The organism is Phycisphaerales bacterium (assembly GCA_016716475.1).
Taxonomy (GTDB): Bacteria; Planctomycetota; Phycisphaerae; order UBA1845; family Fen-1342; genus JADJWG01.
This window is the reverse complement of sequence record JADJWG010000001.1, coordinates 1,579,744-1,598,389: the sequence shown is the minus strand read 5'-3', so window position 1 is coordinate 1,598,389 and position 18,646 is coordinate 1,579,744. Positions and strand designations below refer to the sequence as shown.

Annotated in this window: 17 protein-coding genes and 1 riboswitch; of the genes, 9 read left to right on the top strand and 8 right to left on the bottom strand. The window is 63.4% G+C overall.

Annotated features, from left to right (window positions below):
• Window positions 1–13 precede the first annotated feature (13 nt).
• The 6 genes from IPM18_06530 to IPM18_06505 all read right to left on the bottom strand — a co-directional run bounded on the left by IPM18_06530 (window position 14) and on the right by IPM18_06505 (window position 5,606).
• A complete protein-coding gene (locus IPM18_06530; GenBank protein ID MBK9119245.1) occupies window positions 14–832 on the bottom strand; it encodes an ABC transporter ATP-binding protein in 819 nt (272 codons plus the stop codon).
• Complete coding sequence (locus IPM18_06525) at window positions 822–1,889, bottom strand: ABC transporter substrate-binding protein (protein MBK9119244.1); 1,068 nt, start codon at window positions 1,887–1,889, stop codon at window positions 822–824. Before IPM18_06525 ends, IPM18_06530 begins: the two co-directional genes overlap by 11 nt.
• Entirely contained in the window at window positions 1,886–2,341 is a 456-nt protein-coding gene (locus IPM18_06520; GenBank protein MBK9119243.1) for a hypothetical protein, read from the bottom strand. The genes IPM18_06525 and IPM18_06520 overlap by 4 nt, the downstream gene beginning before the upstream one ends.
• 47 nt (window positions 2,342–2,388) lie before the next feature.
• A complete protein-coding gene (locus IPM18_06515) occupies window positions 2,389–3,060 on the bottom strand; it encodes an MBL fold metallo-hydrolase (protein ID MBK9119242.1) in 672 nt (223 codons plus the stop codon).
• Between the two features lie 11 nt (window positions 3,061–3,071).
• Window positions 3,072–4,382, bottom strand: coding sequence for an extracellular solute-binding protein (locus tag IPM18_06510; protein ID MBK9119241.1), 1,311 nt, complete (start codon window positions 4,380–4,382; stop codon window positions 3,072–3,074).
• 159 nt (window positions 4,383–4,541) lie between these two features.
• Window positions 4,542–5,606 carry an ABC transporter ATP-binding protein gene (locus IPM18_06505; protein ID MBK9119240.1) on the bottom strand — a complete coding sequence of 355 codons (1,065 nt, stop codon included), beginning with the start codon at window positions 5,604–5,606 and terminating at the stop codon, window positions 4,542–4,544.
• Window positions 5,607–5,945: 339 nt separating this feature from the next.
• Between IPM18_06505 and IPM18_06500 the strand changes: the two genes are divergently transcribed.
• From IPM18_06500 to IPM18_06470, 7 genes are all read left to right on the top strand, one after another.
• Window positions 5,946–6,866: a ParB/RepB/Spo0J family partition protein gene (locus tag IPM18_06500; GenBank protein MBK9119239.1), complete on the top strand. Its 921-nt coding sequence runs from the start codon at window positions 5,946–5,948 to the stop codon at window positions 6,864–6,866.
• A 2-nt stretch (window positions 6,867–6,868) separates the two neighbouring features.
• Entirely contained in the window at window positions 6,869–7,720 is an 852-nt protein-coding gene (amrB, locus tag IPM18_06495) for an AmmeMemoRadiSam system protein B (GenBank protein MBK9119238.1), read from the top strand.
• 326 nt (window positions 7,721–8,046) lie between these two features.
• A complete protein-coding gene (locus IPM18_06490; GenBank protein ID MBK9119237.1) occupies window positions 8,047–9,621 on the top strand; it encodes a S8 family serine peptidase in 1,575 nt (524 codons plus the stop codon).
• A gap of 212 nt (window positions 9,622–9,833) precedes the next feature.
• A riboswitch (SAM riboswitch) is annotated at window positions 9,834–9,937 on the top strand.
• Window positions 9,938–10,151: 214 nt separating this feature from the next.
• The gene (locus IPM18_06485) at window positions 10,152–11,489 is read left to right on the top strand and encodes a homoserine dehydrogenase (GenBank protein MBK9119236.1); all 1,338 of its coding nucleotides are present in this window, start codon (window positions 10,152–10,154) and stop codon (window positions 11,487–11,489) included.
• Between the two features lie 2 nt (window positions 11,490–11,491).
• On the top strand, window positions 11,492–12,283 hold the full coding sequence (locus tag IPM18_06480; GenBank protein ID MBK9119235.1) for a hypothetical protein: 792 nt from the start codon (window positions 11,492–11,494) through the stop codon (window positions 12,281–12,283).
• A 118-nt stretch (window positions 12,284–12,401) separates the two neighbouring features.
• The gene (locus IPM18_06475; GenBank protein ID MBK9119234.1) at window positions 12,402–13,589 is read left to right on the top strand and encodes an aminotransferase class I/II-fold pyridoxal phosphate-dependent enzyme; all 1,188 of its coding nucleotides are present in this window, start codon (window positions 12,402–12,404) and stop codon (window positions 13,587–13,589) included.
• Between the two features lie 84 nt (window positions 13,590–13,673).
• Entirely contained in the window at window positions 13,674–13,994 is a 321-nt protein-coding gene (locus IPM18_06470; GenBank protein ID MBK9119233.1) for a heavy metal-binding domain-containing protein, read from the top strand.
• Between the two features lie 138 nt (window positions 13,995–14,132).
• Here IPM18_06470 and IPM18_06465 read toward each other — a convergent pair whose 3' ends face one another.
• Window positions 14,133–15,725: a sigma-54-dependent Fis family transcriptional regulator gene (locus tag IPM18_06465; GenBank protein MBK9119232.1), complete on the bottom strand. Its 1,593-nt coding sequence runs from the start codon at window positions 15,723–15,725 to the stop codon at window positions 14,133–14,135.
• Window positions 15,726–16,004: 279 nt separating this feature from the next.
• On the opposite strand from IPM18_06465, the gene IPM18_06460 reads away from it, so the two are divergent.
• Together IPM18_06460 and IPM18_06455 are read left to right on the top strand one after the other, a co-directional pair.
• Entirely contained in the window at window positions 16,005–16,658 is a 654-nt protein-coding gene (locus tag IPM18_06460) for a cysteine dioxygenase family protein (GenBank protein ID MBK9119231.1), read from the top strand.
• A 10-nt stretch (window positions 16,659–16,668) separates the two neighbouring features.
• Entirely contained in the window at window positions 16,669–18,072 is a 1,404-nt protein-coding gene (locus IPM18_06455) for an FAD/NAD(P)-binding protein (protein ID MBK9119230.1), read from the top strand.
• Here IPM18_06455 and fliS read toward each other — a convergent pair.
• Complete coding sequence (gene fliS / locus IPM18_06450; GenBank protein MBK9119229.1) at window positions 18,024–18,602, bottom strand: flagellar export chaperone FliS; 579 nt, start codon at window positions 18,600–18,602, stop codon at window positions 18,024–18,026. The genes IPM18_06455 and fliS overlap by 49 nt on opposite strands.
• Window positions 18,603–18,646: the final 44 nt, after the last annotated feature.

Genomic DNA, 18,646 nt, shown 5'->3' with positions numbered 1-18,646 from the left:
TCCACTCACATGATCAGGAATCGTGCCACCAGTCCGGCAATACCAGGCGGCGAGTTGCACCTGTGCTGCCGATCCACGCAAAGGGCGCGCCATAGATTTCAGCCAATTGTTCAGGTTGCAGCACGCGCTCCGCAGGACCATCCGCCGCGACCCGCCCGCCACGCAGTGCTATGACGCGTCCTCCCAGCACAGCCGGCATTTGCAGATCGTGACTTACCAGTACGAAGCCACGCCCCCGTCTGCGCCAATTGTACAGGATGCGCACGAAATCAAGCTGGACGCCCGGATCGAGGGCCGTGTTCGGTTCATCAAGGAACAACATGCGGGCGTCCTGCGCGATGGCTGCGGCCAGCAGCGTCTTCTGGCGCTCACCACCGCTGAGAGTGGAGAAGGCGCGCTCGGCCAGCGCGCTCAGCCCGCAATGTTCGATGGCCGCGGACACGGCCGACACCCCGGCGGCCCCAAGGCGGCCGAATGAATCGGTATGAACGTAACGGCCACCGGCCACAACATCCCACACGCGCAAAGCGGCTGTGCGGGCCAACCCTTGCGGGACATAGGCCGCAAATCGCGCTCGCACATGCGCCGGTACGCGGCGCAGTGGTTGTGTACCCAACGCAACCGTCCCGTGTGTCGGGGCAAGCAACCCGAGCAACACGCGGAGCAGCGTCGTCTTGCCGGAGCCGTTCGGCCCGACCAGCACCAGGCACTCATCCGGGCGCAGTGTAAGTTGAATGTCGGCCAGCAACGCCTGCCCACCGCGCAAGATCGTTACGTCGCGAGCCGTGAGCGGACCCTGGCATACCGTTGCGTGTGCTGAGCTACCGATCATTCCCCCCCCCTGCTGCTGGTTCCGACTCCCGTGCGAGGAGCGCTGCGAGGGCGGCCGCAGTGTGGGCAATACGCGGACCCAGCAGGTAGTGTTCCGGCCCAGCGAGCACGTGTACGCGCTGCTGTGTTACGGCGCGCAGCGGCCCGACACGTGCCCACGCTGCACGGGCTGCGGTGTCGCCTGTCGGTCGAACGGCCGGATCGGGCGCGAGTTCGATGATCACATCCGGATTGGCTTGCAGGACGAACTCGAGCGAGGCGGGGCTGAACGGGCGCGCCCCCGACGGCATCACGTTCGCATGCCCCAGCAGCCGCAGGAGGTCATCGTAGAACGACTCGGCCCCGACGGCGTACACCTGCTCCGGCGGATCCGGCAGCGTCCCGATCACGAGCAGGACCCGTTGGCGGGGGGCGTGCCTGTACAGATCCGCCACCGCGGCCAAGTCCTGTTGGATGGCGCCGGAAAGCCGGGCGGCCGTCATGCGCCGGTCCGCCAGGGCCCCCAACTGCTCGATCGAGGTATACAGGTCTGCCAGAGAGGTGTCCGGCAGCGTCACAAAGCGCAGCCCGAGCGAGGTCAGCCGTTCGCTGATGGCGCGACTCGTACCCGCGACCAGAGTCAACTCCGGCTGCAATCCAAGCAGTACCTCCACGTTGAGATCGTTCAGAGCGCCGATGGTCGGGATGGACAGAATCTCGGGTGGATAAACGCAGTAGCGCGTGCGCCCCACAAGCGCCTCCGCGAGTCCCAGGGCGACACATAATTCCGTGAGATTGGGGGCCGTCGATAATAAGCGTGGCGCAGGCGCCTGGCGTTCCGTCTCCACGAGCAACGGTTGTGCGACATAATTCGGCCAGCGCGCGTCAATTACAGGATGTGGACCGGCATTCTTGGAGGAGTGGTGGGCGGACTGCGGAGCGCGCTCACACCCCGTGAACAGGGCGACGGCGAGCAGTGCGAAAATCCAGGTGCTCGTGGAGGGCTTGGCGGTGCCGCGCTCGCATCGAACTTCCTGGCGGTGTTTCCAGCGGCACGCCGCGGCTTCCACGGAGTTCATCTTGGATCCGCCGCCACCTCGGGTGACAGCCGCTGCAAGACCAGGGCAGCGACATAGGATGCCTGTAACTGATCCGCCCAGGAGGGTTCCTGACCAAAGATATCCCACACCAGACGCCCCTCCCGGAACAGCACGCCTCCCGCCAGCCACGCCCCCTCCACACCCCCGCGGTACACTTCTGCGCCAACCGGTCGGAGGTGTGCAAACCCGGCGCGGGCGGCCTCATCATCGGTGAATGCGAAGGCCCGCACGGTCAGTATACGTTGTGGGCGATCGGCGTGCCGGTAGACCGCCAGCCACACGCGCTGCGGCAGCACCGGCCAGGTTGCGGCATCGATTTCGACGACGCGCGATGCTTCCGCGGCGCTGCCACTCCAGACCACTTCCCCCGTGCGCACCCACGGATGTGCCGCGCCGCCGGGTGGAAAAGCATCGTCCACGCGCGGAGTCATGGCGCAGCCCCCGCTCAGCAACAGTATCAGTGCACATGCACAACGGATCAACCGAGCTGGCCTCCAGTTGTCAGGAATGGGTTCCGATCGCGTTCTTCACCAATCGTGGTAGTTGGACCGTGGCCGGAATAAACCACGGTCTCTGCCGGCAGCGAAAGGAGCTGGGTGCGGATATTCCCGAGCAGTCGCGTGCTGGAGCTGCCGGGAAAATCCGTACGACCCACGCTGCCCGCAAAGAGCGCATCACCAACCGCGACGACACCCGCAGCGGCGCAGTAGAACGCCAGGCCACCCGGAGAGTGTCCGCTGACATCCAGCACCTGCCATTGCAACGAACCGAGTTGCAGGTGCTCCCCGGGTGCGAGTAGGCGCTCCGGTGGCTCAACGACAACGGGGGTTGCAAGGCCGGCCGACAAGTTGGCCCACGGATCGGCAAGCATCGCGACTTCGTCGCGCGGCGCGAAGAGCGGCACGTTCGGCAAGGCGGCGCGCAACGTGTTGACGCCCGCAATGTGGTCCACGTGCGTGTGGGTGAGGATGAGCGCCTCAGCCGTCAGCCGCTCCTGCGCGAGGGCCGCCAGCAAGTGTTGGGCCTGCGGATCAAGGCCCGGATCGAGGATCCAGGCACCGGAATGTCCTTCGGGCCAGAACAGTAAGGCATTCTGCTGAAAGTCGGGCTGGACGGAGACAATCACGCGCAGCGGTCCGTGGTGAATCATCGGAAACACTCCTACCGCGACAATTCGCGCACCCGCTGATATTTTTCCCGGAACCAGCGCGACCACTCCAGCTTGAGATCACTCGCAGAACCGCCGCCTTGCAGCTTCTCCGCCAGCGCGGGTATTTCATCAGCCGTGAAGGGGAGCCGGCGCCACTCCGCCAGTGCGGCCGGCTTCATGCCGCCGTCCATAAGTGCTTTCCATGCAGTTTGCAGATCGTTGTGTTGGTCCACGAATGCGGCACCGATGAGTACGGCAAGCAGCGCGCTACGCTGCCGCTGCACCTGATCGTCGATCTTGCCGAAGACGCCGGCTGCGGCCTCCTGGTAGGGATCGCGGACGACGAGTGCTTCGGCGTACTGCTCGCACACGTCCGGTCGCACCGGCAAACGGCGCAAGGTGTTCTGTTTCGGGCCGCCTTCGGTGCCGGCCGGCAGGACCCACAATCGCTGTCCCTCCGGACTCAGCACGAAAGTGATGAACTGCTCCGCAAGCTCGCGATGAGGCGCCTTGCGCAGGAGCGCGATCGGGTCCGGCGTGATGGCGCTGCCGCCACGCGGGTGGACATAGGCCAGCACGTCACGTCCGGCTTCGGCGATGCGCCCCCAGGCATAGAAGTCAATGCAAGGACCAGCGAGCACCTCGCCCGTCGCGATTTCGTTCGGAATCCGCGCCGACGAATCGGTGATGATGCGCGCGTTCGCGAACATCTGCATGAGCAATGGCCAGCCGTCATCCCAGCCGTGCTGCTGCAGGACAAGCTCGTAACTCACCGCCACACTGGAGCTCTTCTGTGGATCGGCTACGACCACCCAGCGGAACATGCATGGATCGGCAAGGTCGCTCCAAACTTCCACCGGCGGCAGATTCTGGTTGCGCAGCCCGCGCTGGTTGACGAGCACGCCGAACGAGGAGAGTGCGCTGCCGTACCACAGGCGACTCTCATCGAAGTTCGCAACTCCGGCGATATCAGCGGGGATGCCCGCCAGAATCGCATCCGGAATGTTCGCGCGTTCGAGGTAACCCCGGCTCGCTGCGAGGCCGTGGTCAGGTACCCCACCACCGAAGAATACATCCATGCCAAAGGTGTCGCCCGGGCGCTGCCGCTCCTGGGCGTCGAGTTGCTGCAGAATCTCACGCGTGCCGCGCTTGATCCAGCGGATCTTGAGAGGGCGGCCGACGTGCTCCTGGAACGCCCGGTCAAATTCCTGCTGAATCTCATCGCTGTGGGGCGTGAGAATCTGGAGATCCCAGTCGTCGCTGCGGCGGCAGCCCGTAGATAGCAGCACCGCTACCAATCCACCGGTTACCAGCCATCGCATTGTCTGCCGCATAATGCTCTCGCTTGTTATGTTCCTGCGCACCTTGCTGCCCGGTTCCAGCAGAACCAACAGGAGTGTACTCGCCCCGTTGCCCAGCGGCGCCCCCAAACGAGTTGCTGCGGCGGCCTTGGCCAGCGACCCGGGGACCGGCGCGGGACCCTATTCAGGAAGCACGACGAGATCACTCGAATCGATGCCGAGCTCGATCTTGTCGCCGACGGCCGGATGCGCTTGTCCGGGGCGCGCGACGGTGGTCGCTTGCAGCCGGGTTGCCCCCACCGTCAAGGTAAGTTGCAGGATTTCACCAAGGTACATCGACCCGGTGACCTGGCCCGGCAGCCGATTCCTGACATTCGGCCCCGGATCAATGAGCACCGCTTCAGGCCGGATGGAAACGATGCAGGTGCCCGTCGGCGGAGTGCCATGGGCGCTGGTTGCGACCAGGGTGCCGATCGGCGTTTGCAACGTGCGCGTGGTACCGTCGGCACCGACAACTTCTGCCGACAGAAAGTTGGCTTCTCCAAGAAAGTCGGCAATCGCCCGGTTCGCGGGCTGCGTGTAGAGTTCCCGCGGTGTGCCGACCTGGCTGATTTTGCCCTGAAACATTACGGCCATGCGATCCGCGACCGACAGGGCCTCCTTCTGGTCATGCGTGACATAGACGCCGGTCAACCCGAAATCCTTGCACAGACGGCGGATCTCGGTGCGCATCTCCAGGCGCAGTTTCGCATCAAGGTTGCTGAGCGGCTCGTCGAGCAGAAGGCACTGGGGCCGAATGACGAGGGCTCGTGCCAGCGCGACACGTTGTTGTTGCCCGCCGGAGAGCTGGTTGGGCTTGCGGCGCGCGTACTCACTCATATGCACGCGTTCGAGGGCCTCGGCCACACGCCGTAGCCGCTCGGCGCGGGCCACCCGTCGTACGCGGAGGCCGTAGGCAACATTGGCCTCGACGGTCATGTGGGGCCAGAGGGCATAGTTCTGGAAGACCATGCCGGTATTGCGATGTTGGGGGGCAACGTAAGTCACATCGCGTTCGCCGAACAAGACCTGTCCGCTCTGGGGGGTGTAGAAGCCGGCGATGGTGCGCAGCAGGGTGGTTTTCCCACAGCCGGAAGGACCCAGCAGGAAGAAAAGCTCCCCTTTCGAAATCTCCACGCTGACCTGGTCAAGCGCCCGGACCGGGCCGAAGTCCTTGACGACGGTACGTATGGATACGGGGATCACGGGGCGTCCTCGTCCGAGCCCGGGGTGCGGCGACGGGCGACGACCAGCGCCGCAGCATGGCCGATCCCGTGAAACCCTTATTGAAAGGCGGAGTGGGCAAGCGGGCAAGCGCGGCAAACAAGCCGAGCGAGGTTAATGGGGTTGTTTGGACCGTAGGCCGAGGGCGGCTTACTCCTGGTGAGATCTTATAAAACACTAGGAAGTATAGCTTATCTACATGACTGGTAACCCTGTTTTATTAAATGCGTTTCATGTGAAACAGTACGTTGTTGAGTTGTGGGTGGTTTGATTGACGCCCCGATAGGGTGTGGTACTCTGGTGGTAGCCATGGAGGAAGGTATGTCAAAAGCACCCGCGCGTCTTGGTCGGGGACTCAGTGCCTTGGTGTCGAATCGCCGCTTGGATACTCCCCTGCCGCTGCAGCATGCGCCACCTGTGGACGCAGTCCTTCCAGAAATCCCACTCGACACTATTCGACCTAATCCGAAGCAGCCGAGGACCTTGTTCGATGACCAGGCGCTGGCCGAACTCGCGGCCTCGGTCCGGCAGAGCGGGGTCCTGCAACCTGTCCTGGTGCGGCCTGTGGGTGACGACCAGTTTGAGCTCGTGGCAGGAGAACGACGTTGGCGGGCGGCTCGGTTGGCCGGCTTGATGACTATCCCGGCCATTGTCCGCTCGCTTGACGATCGTGCGGCCCTCGAAATCGCGCTGGTTGAGAACCTCCAGCGGGAGGACCTCGGGCCTCTCGAGCGCGCCACCGCCTACCAGAACTATCTCCATACATTTGGGGGAACAGTGGAGGAATTGGCTCAGCGACTGGGCGAGAGTCGCGCGAACGTCTCGAACTATTTGCGATTGCTGAAGTTATCGCCAGAGGTATGCTTCATGCTTGGGGCTGGGGAGCTTGGTATGGGCCAGGCCCGTGCCTTGGCTGGGGTGGTGGACCCGCAGCGTCAGCTTGCCATGGCGCGCCTCGTAGCTCGGAGAAATCTGTCTGTGCGGCAAGTGGAAGAGCTTGTCCGCCAGGCAACTGAGACGGATCCGATCGATCCTCCTGCAACGCGTAGTGCCCGATTGTCGCGCGGGGTGGGGCACTTGGCCGATGTGGAGCGGTCGCTCTCGAAGGCGCTCGGGTTGCGGGTTCGTTTGGTGGCCGGGCGACGAAAGAACTCGGGTCGGATTGTAATCACATACAACAATCTTGACGAGTTTGATCGAATTGCCCAACAGCTTGGGGGTGAAGTGCATCTGGAGGAGTAAGAGTGGCCATCCGCGCGCCCGCTTTCGCCGGCTTGTTTTATCCGGGGGAACCAAGGGTTTGCCGGGCAGAGATCGAGGCAATGGCAGTGGGATTGCCGGTGCCGGTGTCGGCAAGGGGCGGTATCGTCCCTCACGCGGGATGGCGGTACAGTGGGCGGATTGCACTCCGCACTTGGCAGGCAATCACGGCAGCCAAGCCGGAAACTGTAATCATCCTTGGGGCGGTGCATCGAGAAGAATCCGTGGTGGCGCTCTTGGATACTTCGCAGGGGTGGTCGACGCCCCTGGGTGTGCTGCCAATGGACCAAGACATCCTGAGCGCACTACGGATGTCGGACCTGTTCATGGTTCGGCCTGAGAGCCACGCACAGGAACATGCGATCGAAGTCCAATTACCGTTATTGCAGCACTTGTTACCAGAGGTGATGTTTGTTCCAGTAGGTGTGCCGCTCGGTGCACAGGTGGTGGCGATAGGAGAGTGGTGTGCGGGGGTTGTGCGACAATCTGGTCGTCAGATTGCGCTGGTGGCATCCACAGATCTGACGCATTATGGACCGAATTATCGCTTCCAACCAGCGGGGCAAGGTCCGGCCGGGTCTCAATGGGCATATGAAGTGAATGACCGCAGGTTTCTGTTTGCAGTGGAGAGATTAGCGGCGGATCGTGTGGTTATCGAGGCCGAGACCCACCACAATGCGTGCGGTGCTGGCGCGGTCGCTGCTCTTGTCGCGGCGGCGAATGTGCTTGGGTGGGGGCGTTTTGAACTCCTGGAGCACGCAACAAGTGCGAGGGTAACGGGCCGGGCGTCTGAGAACGTGGTTGGGTATGCAGCCGGGGTGTTTCGGGGTGATTAGGACCATGTGACGGACTAGATTGAAAACGGCGTTTCACGTGGGATAAATTTGTTATAACAAAAATCGTTGTAATATTTAACGGGTTTGAGGGGGCTCTGTCGTGCTGCAAACGGATAATCCATGGCCATAGAATGATTGTCTGTGTCAGGTTGCCGTCGGTTCTCAAACTCCGACTTGGTGCGCCCCAACCTTCAATTCCGGTGAGGAGCTGGCACTGTATGTGGAGTTGGTTTCCGCCCCTGCTGGCGATTGCTCCATTGATTTCAAATGCGCCAGGGGATAACGCCTTTCATTCGTACAATAACATTGATATTATAGGACTATATTTGGCGCCGAAGCTGCATCCAGAACTGCATGCATTTGTGTCCCTGGGGCTGCCCCTTCCGCCGGTGTGGATCTACTTCTCCGACAAACCGTTTACAACCTCGGGCGGACCGGATGCGGCCGAGCACCTTACACAGAAGTCGCTCGAACGAAGACGTTTACGAAGACAGGTGCCCGGGCTGCTGGACCACCGCGATTGGCCGGTGCCGTCACATTACTTGGCTACCGTGAAGCTTGCCGGCGCGGATCTCCGCACGACCAGCCAGTGGCTCAATGCCGTCAGTGCGCGCGTGCCGCCAGAAACACTAGCGGTGATCGCGGCCCTGCCACATGTCCGCCGCATCGAGCCGGTACGGGCCATGCACCCGGCGGCGGTGCCCCTTGAGCGCGTTGAGGATGTGCCGCCCGCCGCCGCCCGCGACGCGTTCTATGGCCTCGCGGCCAACCAGCACGCGGTGATTAACCTGCCGGCGCTCCATGCCCTGGGCTTCACTGGGCGGGGCATGGTCATAGGGGTGCTCGACACCGGCTATCGCATCGATCACGTGGCGTTCAATCATCCGCAAAGCCCCTTGCTGGTGCGCGGGGCATACGACTTTATCAACGCTGACCCGAACGTCGGCATTGAAGAGGGGGATCACGCGGACCAGCATCGCCATGGCACACTGATTCTGGGGACGCTCGCGGGCTATGCGCCGGGTGACTTTGTCGGGGCCGCGTTCGACGCGGAGTTCCTGCTTGCGAAAACCGAGGACGTAACCCAGGAAGCTCCGCTCGAAGAGGATTGGTACGTGGCCGGACTGCAATGGCTCGAAGCACAGGGTGCGGATGTCGTGACCAGTTCCCTCGGGTACATTGACTGGTATACGCAGGCCGACCTCGACGGTTTGACCGCCGTCACAACGATCGCGGTGAACCTAGCAACGGCAAACGGGGTCGTGTGCGTCACTTCAGCGGGAAACATGGGCCACGACGGCGAAGTTTCGACGCTGGTCGCCCCGGGTGACGCGTTTGAAGTTCTTACGGTTTCCGCCGTCAACACGGCCGGGGCCACGGCGAGCTTCGCGTCGAAGGGCCCCACGGCAGACCAGCGAGTAAAGCCGGAGGTGCTGGCCCACGGTGTGCGAACGCGTAGCGTAAACACGAATGGAACCACCGAATACGTGCAGGCCAGCGGTACTTCGCTATCAGCTCCGCAAGTTGCGGCCGTGGCAGCTCTGCTCTTACAGGCCCATCCACACTGGACCGTGGCCCAAGTACGTGAAGCCCTGATCACTACGGCCAGTTACTATGTCGCCTACGGCACATACGATCCGGCGTACGTGCGCGGCTACGGCATCATGGATGCGTACGCGGCATTCGCGCGCGTGCTATGCACCTGCGACTTGAACCAGGATGGTCGGATCGACCTAACTGATGCGCTGCACCTGCTGGACTGCTACACGGGACCGGGTCAGGCGGGCGACCCCGTGTGGTTGACACCGGGGGCCTGTATTGCGGCCTTTGATCTTGATCGCGATGGGGACATTGACTTGTACGACTTCGCGTTTTTTCAATTCGAGTTTACGGGTGAGTAGGCCGCAGCCAGGTTTGCGACGGTCCTCTCCCAATCGGATGCAGGCGCATCCAAGTTTGCATGTGCACTTTGAGGTCCGTGGATCTCGGGCCAGGGTGGCACCGCCCCCCGCCAGGATGTCCTGTGCGGAAAAACGAGAATCTGCTTGACATTCGCGCCGGGAAACTCAATACTTGCCCTGTTCATTTTCGCGGGTTCCCCGCGGAATGAAAGCGTTTATCCAGAGTGGCTGAGGGAACAGGCCCGAAGACGCCACAGCAACCTGGTCACTGCGGACTAAGGTGCTTCCTCCTGCCCGAGATCGGGAGAGATAAACTGTCGGAGCACGCGCGGCTGGAACCCGGTCGCGTCCCATGCCGCATGTTTTCCCCCGAGACAAACAGACCGCTCGCTGGTGCAAACCCATGATCTGCCGGTGTTGAGTGGTCGCCGAGTGTGTCACGCCGCGGTCCATGGATAGGACTTGGGGCGTGTATTCGCCCGCAAGTGCCGGGCCCGGCGAGGGTGCGCCTATGCGGCGGAGGAATGAAGATGGCAAATGCGACGGCAGATCGGATTGTCCCGCAGGATGACGCCGAGAGTGCGTGTGCGCGCCGCGGCAGTTTGGCGGAGCGCCGGGTGTTGCGAGAAATTCGCATCGCGCTGCTGGGCGTGGGGAATGTGGGACAGGCCGTCGCACGCGGTTGCATCGAATGGGCGACGGCCTTCGCGGAGCGCGGGTTCGTGTTGCGACCGATCCTTGGGCTGGTGCGCGATCCCCAACGGGCGCGCGGTGAATTGCCGACCGGATTACACCTGGTCGGCGAGTCGCAGAAACTTGTTGCGGAACGGGTGGATGTGGTGGTCGAGGCCCTCGGCGGCGTGGAGCCGGCCTTTGAACTGGTGCGCGCCTATCTTCAGCGGGGTGTACCAGTCGTGACGGCGAACAAGACGCTGCTTGCAGAGCATGGCGCCGTGCTTCGGCAAGTTGCACAGCAGCAGCATGTGCCGTTGCGTGTTGAGGCGAGTGTTGTCGCGGGGGTGCCCTTTGTGGGGACACATGCGGCGCGTCCGCTGGCAGCGCGGGTGGAAAGGGTGACTGGCATCGTCAATGGTACCAGCAATTTTATCCTGACCACCATGCAGCGCGATGGAGCCAGCTTTGAGGCGGCGCTGGCACGGGCTCAGCAACTGGGTTACGCCGAGCCCGATCCGGCCAAGGATGTGCGCGGGATGGATGCGGCGGAGAAGTTGGTTGTTCTGCTGCGCGAACTCGGCCGAGCCGAGGTGCCGCTCGCAGCGCTGATGCCCGTCGGAATTGATACGCTCGGCCCCGAAGATTTCGCCGATGCGGCGGCGCTTGGAGGTCGAATCAAGCCGGTGATTTCGGCTGAATTCACGGAGGGCACTTTGCGGGCATACGTGGGACCGGCCTTCGTGACGGGAAGTCATCCGCTCGCACGGGTCGAGGGGGCGGAGAACGGAATCGTGCTGGCGGGTCGTGCGATTGGCCGGCTGTTCTATGCCGGTCCCGGTGCGGGGCCCGAGATCACGGCCGCAACACTGCTCGATGATGTGATCGAGGTGTTTGCGAATGGGGGCGCAGCCAGTGAGGCCGCGGGGGGTGCTGCACCGGTGCCGCGTTTGGCTGCGCTGCAGGCACGCTACTTCGTGACCTGCGTAGCCGTCAACGCCGTGAGTGCACTCGATGTTGCGGTGCGGGTGCAGGGGGCCGGCGCAACCTATGTGCGACAAATCCCGATGGCATCCGGGCGGGTCCGCGTGGTAGCGCTGGTGCCGGCGAAGTCGCAGTCGGAGGTGGAGGCCCTGTCGGTGCGCCTGTCAACCGACAGCGTAGGGGTGCGGACGTATCCCGTGGTGGAGGAGTAAAGATGTCGAGCGCACCACAACCGCTGGTGGTAGTGAAACTGGGAGGTTCCGTGCTGACGGACGATGCGGCCTATGTCCATTGTGCGCAGGCGCTGCGGTCGCAGCTCGCGTCTCGGCCGCACGAGCGCATTGCAGCCGTGGTGTCCGCGCGGCACGGAATGACGGACCGGCTGCTTGCTGAGGCCACGGCACTTTGTCCTGAGCCCGAGGCACGCGCGCTAGATCTGTTGTGGTCCATTGGTGAGGTGGAGTCGGTTGCCCGACTGACACTGTGCCTGCATGCGCTCGGCGTGCGGGCCTGTGGCCTTGGAGCGCACGAGTGTGGTCTGCTGTGGACTATTTCTGATGCAGTGCAGCGTGGCACAGCCGCGGCGGCAGCAGTGGAAATCGACCCGGTCCCGGTGCGCCGCCGCCTCCGCACGGCGGAAGTTGTCGTGGTGCCCGGTTTCTTCGCCCGTACGCCGGAGGGTACGCTGGTGTCGCTGGGGCGGGGTGGCTCTGACCTGACGGCCGTGTTGTTGGCAGTGGGCCTGCAAGCGCGGACCTGTCAGCTCGTGAAAGACGTGCCCGGCTACTTCGACCGCGATCCGAATCAGTTCCCCGACGCCTGTCCGCTTGCGGAGATCAGCAGTGCGGCCGCACTGCGCATGGCGGCAGCGGGCTGCGATCTGGTACAGACCCAGGCGCTGGAGGTCGCAGGGCGCTCGGGGTTACCGGTGGTGGTGCGCAGTCTTGATCCCGCCGGACGCCAGACGGTCGTCATCCCGGAGCTGCGCGCCGAGTTGGTCGCTTAGGATCAAAATACTGACAGCAAAGGGTGCCGAGAGAACCAAGGGCCGGGGAGCGGAAGAATGCCAGCGCAGCAAAGGTCCTGGCCTGTTCCCCCGCCCCCGATTTCGACGAGGTGATTCCATGCAATTCGCAACAAAAACTATTCACGCCTTTCAACCCGCGGAGCCGGAGACCGGTGCCGTCGTACCGCCGATCTTTCAGACGACGACCTACGAGCAGCAGGCCCCGGGAGTGAACCAGGGGTATTGCTACTCGCGGACCGGCAACCCGACGCGCACGCGTCTCGAAGCCGTGCTCGCGGCGCTCGAAGGGGTGGAGCACGCGGCCGTGTTCGCATCCGGTCTGTGTGCCGAGAACACGCTCTTCCAGGGGCTGCTGCGCCCGGGGGATGAAGTGATCGTGCCCCCGGATGTCTACGGCGGCACACACCGACTTCTACACCGGGTATATGCGCCGCAAGGCCACGGTGTGAAGGTGGTGGACTACACCGACCTGGATGCGCTCGATGCAGCACTTTCTGAACGCACGCGGCTGGTGTGGGTTGAGTCGCCGACCAATCCACGGCTGCTGATCTACGATATCGCCGCGCTCGCCGAACGTGCGCACCGCAGCGGCGCCCTGGTAGTCGTGGACAACACCTTCGCGACGCCGCTCTTTCAGCAGCCGTTCGCGCTGGGGGCCGACCTGGTCGTGCATAGTGTGACGAAGTATCTGGCCGGTCATTCGGATGTCATTCAGGGCGCGGTACTGGCCAGGGATGGCGCCGTGTTTGAGCCGATTCGCTTCCTGCAGAACGCCGCCGGTGGCACGCCCTCGGCATTCGATTGCTGGCTGACATTGCGAGGGATCAAGACACTGGAGTTGCGGGTGTTGCGGCACGCCGAGAACGCGGCCGCGATTGCAGCCGCTCTGCAGAAGCACAAGGCGGTGGCGCGTGTGTATTACCCCGGACTGCGCGATCATCCCGGGCATGCGATCGCGGCGCTGCAGATGAGTGGCTTCGGCGGCATGGTGTCGGTCGAGTTGCGTGGCACGACCGAGGAAGTGGTGCGTTTTGTCTCCGGTCGGCGCTACTTCTCGCTGGCCGAGAGTCTGGGTGGAGTGAAGTCGCTCATCTGCCACCCGGCCACGATGACCCATGCGTCGATTCCGGCGGAGACACGCGCTGCGCTCGGCTTGTCGGATCAATTGGTCCGGCTGAGTCCGGGCTGCGAGTCGGCCGCGGACCTGGTGGAGGATCTGCTGGAGGGTTTGGATGGACTCTCGCAGGCCCCCTTGCGTTCCCAGTTCGAGCCGGCAGCGCTCTAGCACGTTAGAATGGCCCAGTGTGACGGTGCGCAGTGCCAACTCGTGCGAGGTGAATGCGGCGTGCCGTGCGAGGAGCAACCGGACATGATCCTGACGACAACCCCGCAGATCGAAGGTCGCCGCATTACGGCCTATTTCGGCATCGTGACGGGCGAGGCCATTCTGGGTGCGAACATTTTCAAGGATTTTTTCGCCCAGATCCGTGATGTGGTGGGTGGCCGCGCAGCGGCTTATGAATCGGAGCTGCGCAACGCCCGCGAGATCGCGTTCGCGGAACTGCGCGAGTATGCGGCCGAACTGGGTGCGAATGGTGTGGTGGGTATCGACCTGGATTACGAGACCATCGGTGCCAACGGCAGCATGTTGATGGTGAGCGTGAGTGGCACGGCGGTGCGGATCGAGTAGCAGCAATCCCCCAACCTCCCCGCTTTCACAGGGAGGAGGTGGTGGTGGGTCGAGATTCACATGAAGAAGACCCCTCTCCGGACCTCGGCTCGAAGCGACGAGGGGGATTGAGATAGCTTCCGGTCACGCTGTGTGGTCTCAAGTGCCGGTCTTGCGAAAGCTCCGCCAGTCGACGCCGAGTTTTCGCATTCGTGATCGCAGCGTGTGCGGGTTGATACTGAGCCGTGCGGCGGCTCCAAAAGGGCCTTCTACGCGTCCGTGGCAAGCCCATAGGGCTTCCTCAATGTGACGACGCATGAGCCCATCGAGCGAAGCCCCGTGGGTGGCCGACTGTTGGGCTGGCAGCGACGTTCCGATCTCCGGTGCATGGTAGTCAGGTTCGGGGGGCGGCGCGCCGCGCGGGGCAGGGGCGGCGCCCAGCGCTGTGCGGATTTCCAGTCGGCGGCCGTTTCCAAGCAGAGCAGCGCGATCGATTACTGCGGCGAATTCACGTACATTGCCGGGCCAGGAATACGCCAGTAATTCCTGAATGTCGCTGGCGGTAGGCAGCGCGAGTGGCAACCCAAATCGCGTAGCGGCTTTTTCTGCAAAGTAGCGGGCAAGTACCGGTACATCCTCCGGTCGCTCGCGTAGTGGTGGAATCGGGATCGGCAGGACGGCCACTCGATACCAGAGATCTTCCCGAAAGGTCCCCGCCCGCACCATGGCCGCAAGATCGCGGTGAGTCGCTCCCACGACCCGCACATCCACATGCATCACCTGCTGGGCGCCAACGCGCTCCAAGTAGCCATCCTGCAGGACGCGCAGCAAGCGCACTTGGGCAGCCAGGGGAAGATCGCCGATCTCATCGAGGAAGAGTGTGCCGCCGTCAGCCCGTTCGAACCATCCCTTACGAGTGTCGGTGGCCCCCGTGAAGCTGCCGCGCTCGTGCCCGAACAGTTGAGTGTCGATCAGCTCCGGAGGGATGGCGCCGCAGTTCACGCGAATGAAGGGGCCGTGTGCGCGGCACGAGCGCATGTGAATGGCGCGGGCAATGACTTCTTTTCCGGAGCCCGTTTCACCAAGCAGCAATACCGGCACGTCGGATGGGGCGACGAGCTGCACACGCTCCATCACTGGGCGGAGGCCGGCTTCCTCACCAATGACGATCGTGCCCACATCGCTACGACCCAGTTTCGCGAGCAACGTACGGCGGTCTGCCTCGGCAACCTCGCGAGACTGTGAGGTTTCGTGCAGGCGCCGATCATTTTCGAGTGCTACCGAGAAGGGCTCCAGCAAAGCTGCGAGCAGGGGTAAGTCACGCGCGCTGAAATTGCGATCCGCATCCGCGACAAAAATCAGAACACCGGTTGGGCCCTCGGCGCCACGCAGGGCTCCGATGTGAACAGCTCCTTTCATGCTGGGCGCGCTGACGCGCCGTACAGCTTGGGGGAGCTCAGCGGTGCTCCGCGTTGCCGGTTCGGAACCACACCAGGCAAGAAATTGTCGCAAGTCCTCGGGTGAAAGATCTGTGCGGCCCGGGGGGATGGCGCCGGTGTGGATCGACGCGGCTGCCACGGTCTCAAGGATGGATTGGCTCAGATTCAGTCGCCGCACAATGAGTTGTGCAACCGGCAGTTGGGCGGCAAGCAAGCGAACAATCTGTGCGGTGCACACATGCACCTCGGAGTGCCGACACGCTTCGCGCCACACTGCCAACAGCAGAGTGCTATCCAAGTTATTCTGTGTCATATCACGGATTTTCTATCATATGGGTCGGCTGTCTGCAAGGTCATTGCCAAAACAAACCGCGGGTTCTGTTTGTAACCTGTTGTGCATTCAAGTGTTGGAGAAATCAAAGCCAACGGACTACTCCTGGTATGATCCATGCAAGTCCTGCGCCTCATGAAAAACTCAGTTTCAAATCGAGTGCGGCATAACCCGCGACAATCCGGGGAGCACGCGCTGCCGACGATGCCACTGGCCAGGTACTGCGACGAGATCAGCCACTTTGCAGCCATCGGTGGTGGCATGGGCTCTTCGGAGTGGGAAGGAAAGAGCGAGTGGTTGCGGTACGGGGCCGCCACGGCAGCGCCGGCCACGCGGCGGGGAGTGGCTGACCTGCTGGCCGAGTTGGACGCTGTGGAAGGTCGGGTCGAGGCGGAGGTTCTGGCCGCCCTGCTTCGCTCGGTACGACCCGACCTATTGGAAATGCGGCCGTGGCTGCGGTTTGGGTCGCGCACGTATCGTCGAAACCTGCTGCGTCGTCGTCCTCACTATGAGGCGTTGCTACTTTGCTGGCGGCCTGGACAGCACAGCCCGGTTCACGATCATCGTGGCTCCAGCGGCGCGGTGGCTGTGCTCACCGGTGAGGCCACGGAAGTATGTTTCGGGGGCCCACCCGGTGGTCCGTTGCGGGCAGCCACGTATCAACGCCTGCCGGCCGGGTCGGTCGTCAGTTCATCTGACGACGACATTCACCTGGTTGCCAATTGGTCTCGACCGGCGCGGCCCCTGGTCACGCTGCATGTGTACTCTCCTCCGCTCAGCGGCATGCAAATTTACCCGCGCGAGCAGATCGTGCCGGTGTCGGCGACGGAGGTCGATGAGATCGATTCTCCGCCGAGGCGCGCAAGGGTGATTCCCATGCCGTCGAGCCGCCTCCGTGCCGTGCGGGAGGCATGAGGCATTGGCTTTGCGAATTGCGATTGTAGGCGCCGGGTTCTCCGGTACGTTGACCGCCGTCCAGCTTGCACGGCAGGCCGGCAGCGCGCTACCCCTGCGTGTGTTCCTAATCGATGCGAGCGGACGGTGGGGTCAAGGCGTCGCGTACGGCACCAAGTGCGATCGCCACCTGCTTAATGTGCCGGCGGGGAGGATGAGTGCATGGCCGGATGCGCCCGATGATTTCGTGCGCTGGGCGCAGCAGCGCCAGGCGACGCTCACCGCGCACACCTACGCATCCCGGGCGCTGTATGGGGAGTATCTGGCCGAGTTGCTCGGGCGGTACGGCGGCCGGGTGGTCGAACGCGTTGCCGCGCGTGTGCAAGACATCTTCCCTACGAGTGCCACCGGTGAGATGAACGTTCGACTGGATTCAAACACGTTAATCACAGTAGATCGCGTCGTTCTTGCCACCGGGAACAATCCCCCGCGGGAGCCGTGGCCGGGCGCAAGCACACTCTCTCCCGAACGCTACGTGCGTGATCCCTGGGTGTCCAACGCCTCGGATGGATTGTCCGCCGATGCACCACTACTGCTGGTCGGAACAGGTCTCACCATGTTGGATGCGGTGCTGGATCTGGAGGCGCGGGGCCACCATGGGCCACTGGTGGCTGTATCGCGCCACGGGCTCCTACCCCAACCCCACGATCCAAGCCCGCATGCGGACACAGTGCCGCCCATTCCGGAAGTGCTCCAGGCCCGGCGGACGGCACTTGCGCTCCTGCGGGCGGTCAGGAGTACGGTGCGACGGTCTGCGGAACGCGGTGTCGGCTGGCGGGACGTCATTGCCGCGTTGCGGCCGCACACCGCGCCGCTTTGGCAGTCGCTACCCATGGCTGAGCGAAGTCGGTTCTTGCGACATGTCCGGCCATATTGGGATGTGCATCGTCACCGCGCCCCGACAGAGGTTGTAGCTGCCATTGCGGTACTGTGTGCAACGAGGCGTTTGCGGGTGGTCGCAGGCAGGATCATAACGGCGCGTCCCGATGCCGACGGTCTCGTTGTAAGTGTACAGCCACGCGGGCAAGCGCACATGGATGAGTGGCGTGTGGCCAGGGTCGTGAATTGCACCGGCCCGGAATCTGACGTGCAGCGCTACGAGGAGCCACTGTGGAAGAATTTGCTGGCGCGCGGATGGGCGGAGGCCGATCCATTGGGTTTGGGTGTGCGCACCGCATCCGACGGGGAACTGTGGAGCAACTCCCCAGGTGGTGAGGGTCGGGTATTCGTGGTGGGACCGATGCGCAAGGGAGACTACTGGGAGCACACGGCGGTACCGGAGTTGCGAATGGCAGCGGCCGAGCTGGCCCAACGGCTGCTCGCGACTCACCCCTCGGTCGAGAAGCCGGCAGAATGCGGGGAAGTGCCCGGATAGAAGGTGGGGCGTTTGTGGCCGGCATAACCGGCCGCGGGATGGTTCGTGCTCGGGCGTGTGTCCGGCACGAAGCCGGAGGGGTTGGCGGGCTCCGGTTCGGGGCTGCGTTGCGTGGCGGCGGCGACGACCGCGGCCTTGGCGGCGCCGGCCTGCTGTTGCAGTCGCTCCATCAGCATCAACCAGGTCTCGCGTTCGTAGCGCAGAATCTGAAGGGCTTCTGTGACGGTCGCCGCATCCTGGTTGAGATTCGCATCGACGAGGCGGCGATAAACAAAGTTGTAGACGGCTGCCATGCGGTCCGCGAGATCGGGGTTCGCGTCGCGCCGAATACCGTTGGCGAGCTCCAGCATGATGCGCTGGGCCCGCTCGAGTGCGTTGAAGGCCGCGGTGCGATCCTTGGCGGCGAGGGCTTCCTGGCCGCGCGTGGCGAAGCGGATGGCGCCGTCGTACAGCATCAGTTGGAGCTGCTCGGGCGTCGCGGTAAGCACCGCGTTCTTGAGATATTGTTGTGAGGCGTTCGAGTAGCTCATACCCGCTGTATCGTCCGCTTGCCGGTGTCGGCTTAGCGCAGCGC

Excerpts from the sequence above, each read along its gene's own strand:
- IPM18_06530 (MBK9119245.1), bottom strand. The coding sequence starts at position 832 with ATGATCGGTAGCTCAGCACACGCAACGGTATGCCAGGGTCCGCTCACG.
- IPM18_06525 (MBK9119244.1), bottom strand. The coding sequence starts at position 1,889 with ATGAACTCCGTGGAAGCCGCGGCGTGCCGCTGGAAACACCGCCAGGAA.
- IPM18_06520 (MBK9119243.1), bottom strand. The coding sequence starts at position 2,341 with ATGACTCCGCGCGTGGACGATGCTTTTCCACCCGGCGGCGCGGCACAT.
- IPM18_06515 (MBK9119242.1), bottom strand. The coding sequence starts at position 3,060 with ATGATTCACCACGGACCGCTGCGCGTGATTGTCTCCGTCCAGCCCGAC.
- IPM18_06510 (MBK9119241.1), bottom strand. The coding sequence starts at position 4,382 with ATGCGATGGCTGGTAACCGGTGGATTGGTAGCGGTGCTGCTATCTACG.
- IPM18_06500 (MBK9119239.1), top strand. The coding sequence starts at position 5,946 with ATGTCAAAAGCACCCGCGCGTCTTGGTCGGGGACTCAGTGCCTTGGTG.
- IPM18_06485 (MBK9119236.1), top strand. The coding sequence starts at position 10,152 with ATGGCAAATGCGACGGCAGATCGGATTGTCCCGCAGGATGACGCCGAG.
- IPM18_06480 (MBK9119235.1), top strand. The coding sequence starts at position 11,492 with ATGTCGAGCGCACCACAACCGCTGGTGGTAGTGAAACTGGGAGGTTCC.
- IPM18_06475 (MBK9119234.1), top strand. The coding sequence starts at position 12,402 with ATGCAATTCGCAACAAAAACTATTCACGCCTTTCAACCCGCGGAGCCG.
- IPM18_06470 (MBK9119233.1), top strand. The coding sequence starts at position 13,674 with ATGATCCTGACGACAACCCCGCAGATCGAAGGTCGCCGCATTACGGCC.
- IPM18_06465 (MBK9119232.1), bottom strand. The coding sequence starts at position 15,725 with ATGACACAGAATAACTTGGATAGCACTCTGCTGTTGGCAGTGTGGCGC.
- IPM18_06460 (MBK9119231.1), top strand. The coding sequence starts at position 16,005 with ATGGGCTCTTCGGAGTGGGAAGGAAAGAGCGAGTGGTTGCGGTACGGG.
- fliS (MBK9119229.1), bottom strand. The coding sequence starts at position 18,602 with ATGAGCTACTCGAACGCCTCACAACAATATCTCAAGAACGCGGTGCTT.